10 protein-coding genes are annotated in these 15,886 nt (G+C 44.9%); 8 read left to right on the forward strand and 2 right to left on the reverse strand.

Annotated elements, in window-relative coordinates; translation table 11 throughout:
- Nucleotides 1–130: 130 nt before the first annotated feature.
- Nucleotides 131–5,227, reverse strand: a complete 5,097-nt coding sequence (locus QUA33_RS12365; protein WP_445243240.1) for a PAS domain-containing protein — start codon at nucleotides 5,225–5,227, stop codon at nucleotides 131–133.
- Nucleotides 5,228–5,846: 619 nt separating this feature from the next.
- Between QUA33_RS12365 and QUA33_RS12370 the strand changes: the two genes are divergently transcribed.
- Entirely contained in the window at nucleotides 5,847–6,686 is an 840-nt protein-coding gene (locus tag QUA33_RS12370) for a glycosyltransferase (RefSeq protein ID WP_333095073.1), read from the forward strand.
- Nucleotides 6,687–6,688: 2 nt separating this feature from the next.
- Here QUA33_RS12370 and gloB read toward each other — a convergent pair whose 3' ends face one another.
- Entirely contained in the window at nucleotides 6,689–7,462 is a 774-nt protein-coding gene (gloB, locus tag QUA33_RS12375) for a hydroxyacylglutathione hydrolase (RefSeq protein WP_333148839.1), read from the reverse strand.
- A gap of 224 nt (nucleotides 7,463–7,686) precedes the next feature.
- Here gloB and QUA33_RS12380 point away from each other — a divergent pair, with 224 nt between their 5' ends.
- From QUA33_RS12380 to QUA33_RS12410, 7 genes are all read left to right on the forward strand, one after another.
- Complete coding sequence (locus tag QUA33_RS12380; RefSeq protein WP_190659093.1) at nucleotides 7,687–7,890, forward strand: hypothetical protein; 204 nt, start codon at nucleotides 7,687–7,689, stop codon at nucleotides 7,888–7,890.
- A gap of 200 nt (nucleotides 7,891–8,090) precedes the next feature.
- Nucleotides 8,091–9,092, forward strand: a complete 1,002-nt coding sequence (gene galE / locus QUA33_RS12385; RefSeq protein WP_333148866.1) for a UDP-glucose 4-epimerase GalE — start codon at nucleotides 8,091–8,093, stop codon at nucleotides 9,090–9,092.
- A gap of 179 nt (nucleotides 9,093–9,271) precedes the next feature.
- Nucleotides 9,272–10,114, forward strand: coding sequence for an alpha-1,2-fucosyltransferase (locus QUA33_RS12390; RefSeq protein ID WP_333148840.1), 843 nt, complete (start codon nucleotides 9,272–9,274; stop codon nucleotides 10,112–10,114).
- 12 nt (nucleotides 10,115–10,126) lie between these two features.
- Nucleotides 10,127–10,963 carry a hypothetical protein gene (locus QUA33_RS12395; RefSeq protein WP_333095066.1) on the forward strand — a complete coding sequence of 279 codons (837 nt, stop codon included), beginning with the start codon at nucleotides 10,127–10,129 and terminating at the stop codon, nucleotides 10,961–10,963.
- A gap of 280 nt (nucleotides 10,964–11,243) precedes the next feature.
- The gene (locus QUA33_RS12400) at nucleotides 11,244–12,395 is read left to right on the forward strand and encodes a glycosyltransferase family 4 protein (protein WP_333148841.1); all 1,152 of its coding nucleotides are present in this window, start codon (nucleotides 11,244–11,246) and stop codon (nucleotides 12,393–12,395) included.
- 92 nt (nucleotides 12,396–12,487) lie between these two features.
- On the forward strand, nucleotides 12,488–14,491 hold the full coding sequence (locus tag QUA33_RS12405; protein ID WP_333148842.1) for an ABC transporter ATP-binding protein: 2,004 nt from the start codon (nucleotides 12,488–12,490) through the stop codon (nucleotides 14,489–14,491).
- Nucleotides 14,492–14,554: 63 nt separating this feature from the next.
- Nucleotides 14,555–15,769, forward strand: a complete 1,215-nt coding sequence (locus QUA33_RS12410) for a glycosyltransferase family 4 protein (RefSeq protein WP_333148844.1) — start codon at nucleotides 14,555–14,557, stop codon at nucleotides 15,767–15,769.
- Nucleotides 15,770–15,886 lie beyond the last annotated feature (117 nt).

Below are 15,886 nucleotides of genomic sequence, written 5' to 3' on the forward strand. Positions count from 1 at the left end.
TGTTGAGATTCGAGGTTCGAGGGAAGAAACAGGGATAATATTTTTAACGGGCAAATTCAGTTTGAAATTACGCAAAAGCGGGGTGCTGTAATGAGCCAAATCAACTACAGTGCAATATCTTACAGAACACTCAGGCTTTATTTTCAAGGCGCTGGACGATCGATCGCGCTACAGTAGCAACTAACTGGGTCGGATCGATCGGCTTGGCTAAGTGTTTGTCAAATCCGGCTTGCAAAACTTGGCGCTCGTTCGCTTCTCCAGCATAGGCCGTTAAGGCGATCGCCAGCAACTGCCGATACTCAGGCGCAAGCTGAGTGCGGATGCGATTTATCAACATATATCCGTCCATCTGGGGCATTCCGATGTCGCTGACGAGCAAATCCGGTGCAGTTTGTTCGATCGACTGTAGCGCCTCAGTAGCAGATGACAGGGAAATCACCTCTGCACCCGCTTCCTCAAGCACGAAAGCGACAAAATCTCGCGAGTCGAGTTCATCATCTACCACCAAAATTCTCAATCCAGCTAACGGCAAGGATGAGAGATCGGGACTAGCAGCCCCATGACGTTCTTCCTCCTCCTGCCTTCTAGAATCATCATTTAATAGCGGTAATCTCACCGTAAACGTCGCTCCTTGACCAACTCCTGCGCTTTCTGCAAACACCGTTCCGCCGTGAAGTTCGATCAGTTGGCGGACGATCGCCAATCCCAAACCCAAGCCGCCAAATTTGCGAGTTGTAGCGCCATCTTCTTGCCGGAAATGGTCAAAAACATAAGGCAAGAAATCGGGAAGAATGCCTTTACCAGTGTCCGTGACTTGAATTTGAGCTTGGCGGCCGATTGGCACTAATCGAACTTCAACTCGACCGCCTTCTGGCGTGAATTTCACCGCGTTTGACAGCAAATTCCAGACTATTTGCTGCAAGCGACTTGTATCGCCGAGAACTTTCCCGACATCGGGATTTAAAATTGTTTGGATTGAAATTTTTTTAGCTTCGGCTGCTAATTGCACGGTTTCCACGGCAGACGGAATAATGGTTGCCAGATTCACCGGAGCAACATTCAATCTGAGTTTTCCTTGCAGAATCCGAGACACGTCAAGCAAGTCTTCGATTAATTGAGATTGCAGTCTGGCGTTGCGCTCGATCGTCTCAAAGGCCTTGGCAGTTTGAGCCGGCTTCAGCTTGCCGCCGACGAGCAGTTGCGACCAGCCTAAAATCGGATTTAAGGGCGATCGCAACTCGTGAGAAAGCACCGCCAGAAACTCGTCTTTAATGCGGTTAGCTCGTTCCGCTTCCGCGCGGGCCGTTTGTTCTAATTGCAGAACCATATCGCGCTCGGTTTCGACTTGTTTGCGCTCTGTAATGTCGATTACAGAGCCAATATAACCCTCAAATTGTCCGCTTTTGGAAAATCTGGGAGCAGCCGCATCGATCGCCCAAGAATATCCGCCATCCTTACGCCTGATGCGATATTCCACGCGGAAAGATTCCTGGCGTTCGTTGGCGGTCAAAAATGCGTTCTTGGCGTATTCTCGGTCTTCTGGATGCAGCGCGTTTACCCAACCCAATCCCAAACCTATTTCCTCAGTTTGACCTGTGAAGTCATACCAGGTTTGGCTCAGGAAACTACAGTAGCCTGTGGAGTTTGTTACCCATACCATAAAAGGAGCATTGTTAGCCATATTGCGGAATCGTTCTTCGCTTTCTTGCAGCGCTGCTTCGGCTTGTTTGCGTTCTGTGATATCCCGACAGACAATCACTCCGCCTTTGATTTCGCTGCTAGCATCAACTACTGGATAACCGCTGATACTGATCCAACGATCTTCGGAATCTTCGCGGCGGACAAATACCTCTACATCATTAACATATTCACCTTTGATTGCTCTGGCTAGAGGTAGTTCAGCGTCGGGAAAGAGGGTTTTTTTGTCGGCCAAAAATAGCCCGTAGGTGCTCGACCATTCCTCACAAGATTTTTCATTCGATAGCTGACCGAATATCCGCACGGCGGCTCGGTTAAACAGCACAAACTCCCCTTGTTGGTTGGCCAAAATCAAGCCATCACCAATGCTGTCAATGATGACTTGCAGTAACTTAGTTTGTTCTTCCCGGGCGACTTCGGCTCGTTTGCGATTTGTGATGTCGCTGGAGATGCCAATCAAGCCGATGACTTCTCCCGCTTCATTGCGGTAGGGAGCTTTCATTGCCACAAATGTCCGAATGCCATCGGGAGATTCTTCGACGACTTCTGTTTGTCCAGATTCCATAATGCGCCGATCGTTGTCCGTGACTGTGGCTCCAAGTTCTGCTATTGGGTATAAATCGCGATCGCGCCGCCCAATTACTTCAGCAGCAGGTTTGCCCAGTACGTCCAGCGTGGCTGGATTTGCATAAATAATCCGTCCTTCTCGATCTTTGACAAAAATTGGCGTGGGCGCTGACTCGTTAATCAAATTCAAAATTGCATTCTTTTGCCGCAGTTCTTCTTCAGTGCGTTTGCGATCGCTAATATCGCTCCAATAAGCCGTAAATCCTTCGGCGGCTGGATAGGCGCTCACTTCTATATACATTTGGAGCGACGGCGAAAACTCTTCAAACTTGACAGAAACTTGCTCGTTAACGACTCGATGAAATTCTTGATATGCCCTCGAATTGGATTCTTTCTCGGCGGGGAATACCTCCCAGATCGATCGACCTAGCAAGTCCGATCGAGATCGAGAAAGCAGTTTTTCTGCTGTGGTATTAACGTATGTATAGCGCCATTGTGAATCGATAGCCATAAAGGCATCAGTAATACTTTCTATAATATTGCTGACTTGCTGGGAGGCCGCTAGCACCGCGAGTTCAGCGTTTTTGCGATCGGTGATGATTTCGCAAAAAATCATGATGCCGCCAATCTCATTGGTATTGGTTCGCCAAGGGTGAATTTCCCACTGCACCCAGTCGATTAAGCCATCAGGCCGGGGAAACAGATCTTCTTGGCAGAGTTCGACTGCTCCCGCCAGACAGCGCTGGTGGATTTGTTTGAAACGATCGGGCAAATTGGGAAAGATGTCGTAGTGCGATCGACCCACAATGTTTCGATCGCCGAGCCCGTAACTTGTCAGCCAGCGGTCGCTCACCAGCATATACCGCATCTGGCGGTCAAACATCGCCACCCCCGCAGGCGAATGTTTAACGAACAGCCGCAGTTGTTCTTCCTGTTGCCGCAAGCGATTCTCTGATTGTTTGCGATCGCTGATTTCTTTGAAAAGTAAGGCGACTTTTCGGCTGTGTGGCTCAGGAGTGCGGAACGCCAAAACCTCGAACCAGCGGTTCATGACTTCCGAGCCGTGCTCGAAGCGCAAGGACTCCCCCGTCAGCGCGACTTGGCCGTACATCTCAAACCAATAATCTTCGAGATCCGGAACGAGCTGCCGCGCCGTTTTACCCGCAGGTTGTTCGAGTCCGGTTTGTTTCAAGAAGGCCGGATTGACTTCCAAAAAGCGGTAATCGATCGGCTTTTCGTTGGCGTCAAACAGCATTTCGATGATGCAAAAGCCTTCGTCTAGGCAATCAAACAAAGTGCGATAGCGTTCCTCAGAGCGGCGCAAAGCAGCAAGAGCTTGTTTGCGATCGCTAATATCCATAAACGCCGCCACACAGCCGCGAACTGCGCCTTGTTCGTCAAATAACGGCACCGCATTCACCAACCAATCAAAGGCCACTCCGTCCTCGCGCACCATTTGAATTTCCATATCTCGCACTGGGACGCCGGAAGCCACGGCCAGTTGCATGGGGAGTTGTTCTCCCGGAATTTCTTCTCCGTTGCGGAGTCGCCTAAACGGAAGGACTGCCGCTTGCTCTCCGGTTCCAGAAACATTGGTATCGGCCGGCACTTGCAACATAGACAGGGCAAACCGATTAGCGCGAATTACTTGACACTGTGGGTCGTCGGCGATCGTAATACCGACGGGTACAGCATCAAGTATCGATTCCAGTTCATTCACTCGTCGCTCTAGTTCTTGGTTGAGCCGTTGAATTTCTTTTTTGGTAGCTTTGCGTTCGGTAATTTCATGCACCGTCACATTCACGCCCAAAACGCGATCGTCCTCGGCTTTCAGCGGATAGAGACTCAACAGCCAATCCTGTTCTCCTCCCGGCTGTACTGAGTTAGTCCTCCGAACTTCGAGCTGTTTTAGTGGAACTTTAGTTTCAATAACTTGTCGGTAAAGCGGCTCTAAATCATCTGCCATTTCTGGCAAGATTTCGCGCAATGTTTGGCCGATGTGGGCGGCCGCTGGAACTCGGTTAATTTCTGCGAGGCGATCGTTGATGCGGACAAACCGCAACTCGGTATCTATAAAGCAAAGTCCGATCGGCGCGCTAGCATAAATCGCCTCGATTTCTGCTAGTTGTTGCTGCACTGTTTGCGCTTGTTTAACAAAAGCAGCCCGAGCTGCCTTCTGCTCGGTTACATCTTGAAAATAAACGGCAAGTCCCGATGGGATGGGATAAGCTCGTACCGCATACCAAGCATTAAGTGGCGGATAAAAAGATTCAAAACTAACTGTAACTTGGAAGGTGGCGGCGTGGCGATATTCCTGCTCAAACAAACTGCCCACTGATTCGGGAAACTCTTCCCAAATGCTGTGGCCAATCAAATCTTTCGAGGGTCGATTCAGCCACCGCGCCGCTTGCGAATTGAGGTAGGTAAATCGCCAGTCTCGATCCAAAGCAAAGAACCCGTCCGAAATACTTTCGAGGGTGTCTGACAGTTGTGGCGCGGGCGCATTACAGACTGGTTCGGGCTGAGGTTGAGCGATAGGAGTGAAGGTTGTTACTACCGCATAGGGAGTCGATCGATCTCCCTGAAATAAAGGTTGAGAATTGAGCGTCAACCAAATCAATTCTCCCTGTGGCCGATAAAAGCCCATGATGACATTTAAACATGGTTGCCCGGTTTGCAGCGCCACCATCGCCGGATGCGTCTCGCCGGGAAAATCCGAGCCATCTTCACGCACAGTCTGCCACCGACTGTTGATTGAAGTGCATAAGAGCATCTGTTCTGCTGTCATCCCCAACAGATCCTGGGCGTGACAATTGCAGCCCTGAATGCTACCGTCTGCCAATTGCAGAAGCATCCCTACATCGGTTGGCAAAGGCGCGGCTGGGTAGAACACTTTGTTAGAATCCGTTGAAACAGATGGGTCCATTTTTGGTTGGGGTTCAGTATTGCGTGGGTTTTGCATCGGTTTCTAACAACGCTCATTTTACTTTTGGCCAAGCCAATCGCGATCGATAATAGGGAAATAACCAGAGGAACTTGTGATTTGAGCAGGGTGACACTTCAAACCTAAGATGGATGTCGATCGTTGTGCGGTAATATCGATCTCTAGACAATTTATTTTATCGTAGAGTCCCACGTCTGAACCAGTTGCGGGATTCAGCACAGGCGACGGGGAATTTTCTGGCTGTTTCAGATGGCAGGTTAGTCTGTCTCATTATTTTTCGCGTTGCTGCATATTACCAATGGCTGTTGCTCGTTTTCGGGTGCGAACAGATGGTACTTGCACACAGATAAATAAGTAGAGGAAGCTTGCAAATACATAACCCCTCTCTCGCAGCGAGTGAAACGAAGCAATCGCTCTTGTTATGCCCGCCTTACATTCTGTTACCTTGTAAACTTTATTTGCGGCTAACTACTTAGAATCCCCGTCTGTTTGTGTAAATCTAACCGGAAATTTAGGCAATATTTTGTTCGTCTCAACGGTAAATGGGCGATCGCATTTACCTCAATACAGGGTCGCCTACTTCCTCAATTCCCAACGTTTGTGTTACCTTTGCCGTTCATCTCACAAACTTAATCCTATGCACATATTCACAGCAGCCGATCGCACCTATATTCTCGGGTTAGCAGCACTTCTCAAGTCTGTAGATCTGAATGTTAGCCAATCTGGGGAGGAGCAGGTCAAAATTAGCGTTGTATCTACCAGGATATATTCACCGGAAAAGGAACAGTTACAGAATTGCTGCAAATACCAGATTGAATGGCAAGAATTGCAATCTAATTACGACCAACTTCTTTCGGTATCAGGCTCTAAACTTCCTTACGTTAAATTGGAGCCGCGAAAATATACTAAAGAAACAGAAAGGCTGATTTGGCTCGACAGCGATACGATCGTTCTGGGCAGCTTAAAGCCGCTGTGGAACCTAGATTTTCAAACTCTGCCGATAGCAGCCGCAGCCAACACCTGGGGAAATCCCAACAATTATCAAGATCGAAACCCTTATTTCAACAGTGGTGTTTTAGTTTACAACATGAAGGTTTGGGAGGAAGAGCAACTGTCGGAAAAGTTGCTCCAAAATGCTAGAACCCACGTTTGGGGCGATCGCGATCAAGGTGCATTAAATTCAGTTTTAGTGGGAAGGTGGAAGCAATTAGACCAAAGATGGAACAACCACAAGACTGATGATATGTCAAGTAAAGTGATGCACTTTATGTCAAGACCGAAACCGTGGGAAAGCAATGCCCCCAATCAATTATGGCTTGATATGTTGTCTCAGACACCGTTTAAGGACGAACTGGAAAAAATCCCAAATAAGTTTAAGGGGCTGTCGAGCTTTAACGTAAAATACAAAAGACTTGACAGGTGGTTGAGCGAACCGATACTCAAGTTTAAGAGTTACCTAAAACAACAAAAACGTTAAAGTTAAAATTGGTCTTTCATGCCGCGCAATCGAGCGAAGGTTTGCACTGGATCGCGGGTGTTGGTGGCTGATTGGATCTTGGGAAAGTCCCAGCGCAAAAATGGGTTTGTGCTTTTTTCGAGGCCGATCGATGATGGTATTGTAGGTTGCGATCGACTCCGCGCTTCCTTGACTTCGGCGAAGCGCTGCTGTAAATCGGGATTGTCGCCATCCACACTCAAGGCAAATTGCAGGTTGTTCAGCGTGTATTCGTGGGCGCACCAAACTCTGGTATTGTCTGGCAAGTTTCGCAGTTGCCCCAAAGAGGCTAACATTTGGGCGGGAGTGCCTTCTTTGAGCCTGCCGCAGCCTCCGGCAAATAAGGTGTCGCCGCAGAACAATTCGCCGGTTTCGCTGGGGTTGCTGGGGGGGAAATAGTAGGCGATGTGAGCTTTTGTGTGGCCGGGTACGAAGAAGACTTCGGCGGTTCTGTTGGCAAAAGAAACTCGATCGCCCGCTTGTAAAAACACTTGCTGTCCGGGAATTCTGCCTCTATCTTCTGCGCCGCCGTAAACTTTAATTTGGGGAAAGCGATCGATCAGTTCCTGATTGCCACCTATGTGGTCGCTGTGGTGGTGGGTAATGAAAATTGCGGTTAATTCGGCTCCGAGTGCTTGCAGTTGCTCTAATACTGGCTGCGACCGTGCTGGATCGACGACTGCTGCTGTGTGGCGATCGGGGTCGTGCAGCAAGAAAATGTAATTGTCGGACAGTACCGGAAGCCGATAAACCTGCATAGAAAAGTGCCTCTCTCGGAAAAATATTATATAATTAAGTTAGTCTGAACGCTATCCGAAGGCTGATTGCAGATTTATTAAGTCCGCATATCTATCTTGGGAAGTAAAACTCTGATACGTTATTTCTGCTATCGATCCAAGTGATTTACGGTTGGGTACGCAATATTTTTTGGTCAAGAACTGCAATCCACTTTAATTATTTTAGCGTAAAAGCGATCGAATAAATGCGAACATCTCACAACAAATCGAACTTAACAATTTCTCAAAAAGTCGATCGGATTGTAGCGTCTGGTAAGATAACTCGCCGGGAACATTTAGTGTTGACTTCGGCTATCCTGTCAGATGATAAAATTTCAGAAGAGGATCGACATCAGATTAATCGCATATTTGATTATATCCAAATTGGTCGCCTCAAGTTTATCGATTGAATAGAAAGACTTGCACAGTCAGCATCTATCTGGAGTGTAAAAAGCGTTTTTTAGGAGTGCGATCGTCCCGTCTCGCACAGCAAAGCCTATATATTTTGCTTTAATTCTCCGGCTCACGCGGAGTGTAAAAGCATCAGATGTGGAAGTCTCAAATTAACAAGGCTATTGGCAATCCCAGCTACAAAAACAGGCAGAAGAAAATGAGTGCAGAAAAACAAACTATTTTGGTGACAGGCGGAGCTGGATATATTGGCTCTCACGCGGTATTAGCGCTGAAAAACGCCGGTTACGGTGTGGTGATTTTGGATAATTTAGTTTACGGTCACAAAGATTTAGTAGATCGGGCTTTGCAGGTGGAGTTAGTAGTTGGCGACACGAACGATCGCACTCTCCTAGACAACTTGTTTGCTACGCACAAGATTGATGCTGTAATGCACTTTTCTGCTTACGCTTACGTGGGCGAATCTGTTACCGACCCAGCTAAATATTATCGCAACAATGTCATCGGCACTATTACGCTTTTGGAAGCAATGATCGCTGCTGGGGTGAAGAAATTTGTGTTTTCTTCTACTTGCGCGACTTACGGCGTACCGCAGAAAATTCCGCTCACCGAAGACCACCCGCAAAACCCGATCAATCCCTACGGTGCTACTAAGTTAATGGTAGAGCGGATTTTGTCTGATTTTGACGCTGCGTACGATTTCAAGTCTGTTTGTTTCCGATATTTTAACGCGGCTGGGGCCGATCCTAATGGGTTGTTAGGAGAGGATCACAATCCAGAAACTCACTTGATTCCGCTGGTGTTGTTCGCTGCTTTGGGGAAACGAGATTCGATCTCGATTTTTGGCACGGATTACGATACTCCTGACGGTACTTGCATTCGGGATTACATTCACGTTAACGATTTGGCATCTGCTCACATTTTGGGATTAGAATATTTGCTCAAGGGTGGCAAATCTGATTTCTTTAATTTAGGCAATGGCGGCGGGTTTTCGGTGAAAGAGGTGATAGAAACGGCTCGTCAAGTGACGGGAAAAGAGATTAAAGCTGTTGAGTGCGAACGCCGTCCTGGAGACCCGCCTGCTTTGGTTGGCAGCAGCGAGAAAGCCATCAAAACCTTGGGTTGGTCTCCAGAATATCCCGACATTAAGAACATTATCTCCCATGCTTGGCAGTGGCACCAAAAACGCCACAGCTCTTAGTATGTAGGGTGGGCATTGCACACCTTACAATTACAGCAAATTTTGATTAAATTGTTGTGGGGTGGGCTTCCCGCCCGCCCCAAAAATACAATATGCTAATAATATCTGCTAAGTCGGGGCAACTCGGAAATCGACTGCTGCTTTTTGCTAATTTCATTGCTTGGGCGATCGAGCATAATTTGACTGTTCTCAATCCTGCTTTTGACGAATATGCAGAATTATTTGTGGGAACCGCGGGGGATTTTTTGTGTTGTTATCCTCCTCCATGTTTTACCGCAGCAGGCAACAACTTTGTCAGAAATAAATATTATAATTTTATTAAGTATTTAAGCAATAAAAAAATATTAAAAACGCAAGAAATAACCCGAAAAGAACCTTTTAGCTGGCTAAAATATCAGGATATAGAACAAATCAAGCAGGGCTCAATAGTTTGTTTTCAAGGCTGGCTGTTTCGAGATGGCTGGTTTGTAGAAGATGTTTCCAAGTTACACAAGTATGCCGACCCGATTAGAGCCTACTTTGAACCATTAGAGCGATATAGAATCAATGTAGATCGTTTGATATTGAATTTAAAAAATAACTCTGATATGCTCGTCGGAATTCACATCCGCCAAGGGGATTATGCTCAGCATCAAAAAGGGAGGTACTTTTACACAACTGAGCAATATTTACAAGTCATGAATTATGTGGTAATGCTATTTGAAGGAAAAAAAATTAAGTTTTTGATTTGTTCTAATCTTCCGCAAAAGCAGAGTTTATTTGATAATTTTAACTGTGGATTTGGCAGCGGTCATTTAATTGAAGATATGTATGCTCTGGCTGAGTGCGACTATGTTGTCGGGCCGCCTAGCAGTTATACTATGTGGGCTTCTTTTTATGGAGATAAACCTCTTTACATGATCGTAAATGTCAATAAAACAATTAACCTGAAAGATTTTGTACATTTTTATGAATGGCAAGGAATTTTTCACTATCGAGATAACTGGAGTGAGAGCTTTTGGGAGTGGACACACGCTCGGTAAATAAGTAAATCAATGAATTCAAATAAATTAGCAGCCAAGGGATTTATCACTATTTTAACCGGTCTTTACTCTTTCCAGGATTGCGTTCATTTTCTGGCGTCTGTCAGGAAGTTTCACCGCGAACCCATTATTATTTTAATAGATAGAGTCCCTCTAATTTTATATCCTTTACTTCAGGTGTTTGGAAATGTCATATTGAAACCTGCACCGTCTCACGAAAACTCAGTTTTAGCGTCGCGGCAAGCTAAGCTGGCTTTGTACGGGGAATCTTTATTTGAGAAAACTATTTATATGGATTGTGATATTTGTTTGCTATCACCAATATATGAGGTATTTGATTTTCTTGATGAAGTAGATTTGCTGGTAACAGAAGACGTGCAGCCTGCGATCGCAAAAGCTGCTAATTTATTGAGAGTCAAGCAAGATATTCTCTCAACTCTGCAATCAGTAGGATTACCACTCAATGAAAATAGCATTCAATACAATGGCGGATTTATCGCTTTTACGAAAAGCAGTAAAACTCAGGAATTGTTCACAAAGTTTAAGAAATATTTCGATATGGTAGTGGCGCATCAAAATGTGTTACTCTTGAAAGATCAGGGCGCTTTTGCGGCGGCTGTTGAATCGGTGAAACCGAAAATGACAACTTTGTCCCCGGTTTACAACTACTTGGATAAGTGGAAAGATGTTTATACGATCGACAAACCGATTAAAGTAATGCACTGCACTTATCCTTACCGCCCTCAGTACGCCAAGAACGTAACGCGATCGCTCTTTACTAGAATAGTCGATCGCACGGCTAAAGTATTTTTACCAAATCAACTTAACAATCCCTGGCGTTTAAAATAATTAAAGTTGCTTGGCAAACTGCATTAAAAGCAACAAAAATCCGCCCCAAGTAAAAAAAATTAGCCTCTACATATCCGAAAATTTACCTAGAAGAATTATTGCTTGCCTGAATAACAGTCTTGGATTCATTAGTGTGTTTTTTTACCAAAATACTTCGTTGCTGCCCTTTGCCCTGGTTAAAAACCTGGTTGCTGTGGTCGGGAGTACGTGAGTCCCCGTCGCCTTGACAAAAGCTCGGTTAAGCCGGAAAATTAAACAAATGTTTTAAACAAAATACTCAGTGAAAGTTTCATTAGTAGTGAGCGATTTGTCAGGAGGAGGTGCAATTCGTGCTTTTTTATTAGCTCAAGTCTTGATAGAGCTTAAATGTGATGTAGAAGTTGTTGGATTTCAGTTTGGCAAGGAATTGTATGCTACTCCTCCCAGAGATATCCCGGTATGTGCGATACCGGGTAAAAATTATCCGGGGTTTTTAATGGATGCTCAAAAACTTTGGAAAAAAATAGATGGGGATATTATTTATGCAATCAAACCTAAACCTACAAGCTTTGGGTTATCACTGCTAAAAAAACTGGCGACTCGCCACTTTATAATTTTAGATATAGACGACTGGGAACTGAGCTGGTACGGCGGAGATGAATGGAAATACCGTCCCTCTTTCAAACAACTTTATCGAGATATTTTTAAACACAACGGTCAATTAAGAGAACCAGATAATCCCCTCTATCTCAAGTGGATGGAAAGTCTCATTCACAATGCTGATGCAGTCACCGTTGATACAGAGTTTTTAAAACAGCGTTTTGGTGGTGTATATTTGCCTAATGGTAAGGATACTGCAATGTTCGACCCTGCTAAATACAATCCTGAATTGAGCAGACAGTGTTACGGCTTGTCCGGGTATAGAGTTTTGATGTTTCCGGGGGCACCGCGACCTCATAAAGGCGTGGAGGATGTTTTGATGGCCCTCGAACAGTTAAATGAGCCCGATTTAAAATTAGCGATCGTCGGCGGGAGTCCTTATGATGATTATGATGATAAACTTGTGAAACAATGGGGGCGTTGGATTATTAAACTGCCAAGGTTTCCAGTGGAGACGATGCCGTCCGTTGTAGCGGCGGCTCATGTTGTTGTTGTTCCTCAGCGAGAAACTCTCACAGCCGTGGCTCAGTTTCCGCTCAAGCTGACAGATGGCATGGCAATGGCTAAGCCTGTTTTGTCTACGCGAGTGGGGGATATTCCAGAAATTTTAGGGGGAACGGGTTATTTAGTCGATCCGAGTTCTCCCGCTCAAATTTCACAAAATATTCAATGGATATTTCAAAATTTGACAGCGGCTAATTTACAAGGAATGAAAGCTCGGGAAAGATGTGTAAAAAAATATAGTATTCAAGCAATGAAACCCATCCTTTCAGATATAATCGCAGATATGTAAATGTTATTTTAAAACAACTGGCGGGAGGACGAAAAACTGGCTGTTATTAAAGAATATTTTGAGATGCCGTACTGTTTAGCTGGGAATGCTTCATGTCTGCCAATAAGCTACTCCTAAAATTTGCCAGACGATATCCCGGCAGGATTCTCTTAACTGTGATGCTGGGCTTTTCTGGCGCTTTATTTAACGGTATCAGCACTACTATGATTGTACCAGTGCTTTTAAGTTTTTTAGAGGAAGCGATCGAGCTGCGTGGTGCTCCACCTCTAATTAAAACTTTGATGTATCCCTTTGAGGGAATGCCCGGAAATCAGCGTTTAATGCTGATGACCGGGGCGGTTGTGCTGGCAATTTTTTTAAAAAATGTTGCGAGTTATATCAATACTTTAGTAGCTACTTCTCTGACGCGATCTTTGACTTTTGATTTGCGAGAAGCCGGCTTGCAGTTGTTGTTAGAAGTAGATTTAGATTTTTACTCTAAAACTAAAGTCGGGGATTTAATTAATAGATTGGGCGGAGAGATTGGTCGGACTGCTAGTGCAGTTGGTACGGCCATCGGAATGTTTACTACCTCAATCACGGTTTTGGTGTTTGTGGGTCTGCTACTTTCGATCTCGTGGAAACTGACGGTGACAGCTACAGTTTTGCTGGCGTTAGTTGCTTGGACAAATCAATATATTATTAACCGTTCCAAGCATTTTGGCCACCTGCTTTCTGAAATGTCGAAAGATTATTCGGTGAGGGTGCTGGAAACGATTACTGGGATTCGGCTGGTTAAGTCAACTGGTAACGAGGAAAGGGAGTATCAGCGGATCAAGCATTTAATTCAAAGGCGAGAACAAGCGGATTTTCAGGCTCAGGTAAATTATGCGGCGATCGCTCCAATTAACGAAGTTGTTAATTTGATAGTTATAATTTTGATTGTATTCATAGGTCGCACAATATTTGCGAATGAGATAGAGTCTATTGCTACAATTTTATTAACCTATTTATTGGTACTGTTTCGATTGGTTCCTTTAATTTCACAGTTGAATAGCGGGCGCAGTCAATTTGCAAATACGTCGGCTAGTGTAGAGGTGGTTAATGATTTTTTGAGCCGCGAGGACAAGCCATTTATGCTTAACGGTTCTGTGCCTTACACTCATTTGCGATCGGGAATTCATTTTAATAAAATATCTTTTAGTTATCCTAACCACAAAAATTTAGTTTTGCAAGGAATTGATTTATTTCTACCTCACGGCACTACTTTAGCTTTGGTAGGAACTTCGGGTTCTGGCAAGTCAACTTTGGCAGATTTACTGCCGAGATTTTACGATCCTATTGAAGGTAATATCTCGATCGATGGCAGGGATTTGCGCGAATTCGATCTAAAAAGTCTCAGACAAGCGATGGGTATTGTTAGCCAAGATACGTTTTTGTTTAATGCTTCAGTGCGCGAAAATATTGCTTATGCTAGACCCCAAGCGACTGAGGAAGAAATTGTGGAAGCGGCGAAGGGAGCGAATGCTTACGAGTTTATCCAACTATTGCCGGATGGGTTGGAGACTCAAATTGGCGATCGGGGCGTGATCTTATCGGGAGGGCAGCGTCAGAGAATTTCAATTGCTAGAGCCCTGCTGCAAAACCCGGAAATCTTAATTTTAGATGAGGCAACGAGTTCGCTGGATACGGTTTCGGAAAGGTACGTGCAAGCGGCGATCGAGAAATTGAGCTGCGATCGCACAACCTTAGTCATCGCCCACCGCCTCTCCACAGTCCAAAAAGCCAACAAAATCGCCGTGATCGATCGCGGACAAGTAGTAGAAATGGGTTCCCACGAAGAATTGCTAGCAAAAGGAGGTTACTACACTCGCTTGTATTCAGTGCAATTTGCTGAAGAAACCGCTCGTGATGAAGCTCTAATTAGAGGTTCTTACGAAATTCGCACTCGCCTGACTCCCATGATAGCTTACCTCAAAATGCTAGTAGATGAAATGGTAGACTCTCCCGAAGAAAGAGACGAGTTAATCAGAGAATCATTTCACTCTGCTGCTAATATTTTCACTACTTTAGAATTTATAGAAAACACTATTAAACGTCAGGCTGTTAAAAAGTAGTCAGTTGGCAGTATTCATTAGTCAAATGTCTGCACAGCCAATAATTACCAATTACCAATTACCATGTCTAAATATTATGTATTTTTTACCAGAAATATCTTACCGCAACCCAATGTAGCGAGCTTAGTTCAAGTTGCACACTCTGCCAATGCCGCAGCAAACCTAGGTTATCCAGCAGTTTTGGTATACCTCCGTAAAGGCTGGGGTGCTTTGAATCCGGTTGATTTGCTTTTTCCTTTTCAACCCACGAAACCCGATGACAAACTTGCCAAAATTTACAATATTCAAGATAAATTAAAAGTAGCAGATTTACCGATGCCGTGGCCGATCGACCTTTGGGAAAGTAAGTGGACGAGTTCGAGTACGATCGTCTCAAAATACTATTTACCAATTCACCTGCTTAAATCGACTCAAATTGTCCACACCCGCGACTGGAACTTTGTCAAAGCTGCCATTAAAAACGGTATTCCCGCTATCTACGAACAGCACCACCACGAAAACAAAAATTTTGAACCAGAAATTGTTCGCAATCCTCTATTTCAAATTGCTGTAACTGTTGCAGATACTGTCCGAGACAGCATGATTTTGAATGGGATGCCACCAGAAAAAGTAATTACGCTGCACAACGGTTTTAACCATTTTTTTCTCGCGAGACAAACAGAAGCTGCTCAGAATTGGCGACAGCAATTATTACAAAATGACAAACAGCATTTAGCTGTTTATGCAGGGGGACTTTACCCGTTTAAAGGTGTTGATATGTTGGTGGATGTAGCTCAGGAATTGCCGCTGGTTCAATTTGCGATCGCGGGCGGTGATTCATCCCAAGTAACATCCTACCAGCAGTTAGCCAAATCCAAGCAAGTTAACAACATTAAATTTCTCGGCTACCTGCCTCAAAATCAACTGGCTAGCTTGCTGCAAGCAGCCGATGTTTTGACTCATCCTCACTGTTTGACAGAGGCCGCGACGTTCACATCTCCTTTAAAATTCTTTGATTACATGGCATCTGGAACTCCGATTGTGGCGACGGAGATTGCATCTTTAATGGAATTTAAATCGGGAAATATAGCAGCAACTTGGTGCGAACCGGATAACCCGCGTAAGTTCGCACAAAGCATTCGAGATTGTTTAACCAAATATCCGAGGAAAATCGAAGGTTATTCAGAAACTATAAATTTTGTCAAGCAATTTTCGTGGGAAAATAGGATACAGAAAATTCTGGGTTATGTAGATGAGTCATTGGTAGGGTGCGTCAGTCCGCAGGCGACAGACAATTGATAAAATTATCAAAACTGACGCACCATTAACTGTGCGGTGCGTCAGCTTTTAAATTATCAATTATTGCGAAAATCACCCAAGCTGACGCACCCTACATACTGCTAGATTTATTATTAG

This window comes from Microcoleus sp. Pol14D4 (assembly GCF_036701245.1).
Taxonomy (GTDB): domain Bacteria; phylum Cyanobacteriota; class Cyanobacteriia; order Cyanobacteriales; family Microcoleaceae; genus Microcoleus.

Bases quoted from the DNA above. Each gene is read 5' to 3' on its own strand.
- QUA33_RS12365 (WP_445243240.1), bottom strand. From the start codon at position 5,227: ATGCAAAACCCACGCAATACTGAACCCCAACCAAAAATGGACCCATCT.
- QUA33_RS12370 (WP_333095073.1), top strand. From the start codon at position 5,847: ATGCACATATTCACAGCAGCCGATCGCACCTATATTCTCGGGTTAGCA.
- gloB (WP_333148839.1), bottom strand. From the start codon at position 7,462: ATGCAGGTTTATCGGCTTCCGGTACTGTCCGACAATTACATTTTCTTG.
- QUA33_RS12380 (WP_190659093.1), top strand. From the start codon at position 7,687: ATGCGAACATCTCACAACAAATCGAACTTAACAATTTCTCAAAAAGTC.
- galE (WP_333148866.1), top strand. From the start codon at position 8,091: ATGAGTGCAGAAAAACAAACTATTTTGGTGACAGGCGGAGCTGGATAT.
- QUA33_RS12395 (WP_333095066.1), top strand. From the start codon at position 10,127: ATGAATTCAAATAAATTAGCAGCCAAGGGATTTATCACTATTTTAACC.
- QUA33_RS12405 (WP_333148842.1), top strand. From the start codon at position 12,488: ATGTCTGCCAATAAGCTACTCCTAAAATTTGCCAGACGATATCCCGGC.
- QUA33_RS12410 (WP_333148844.1), top strand. From the start codon at position 14,555: ATGTCTAAATATTATGTATTTTTTACCAGAAATATCTTACCGCAACCC.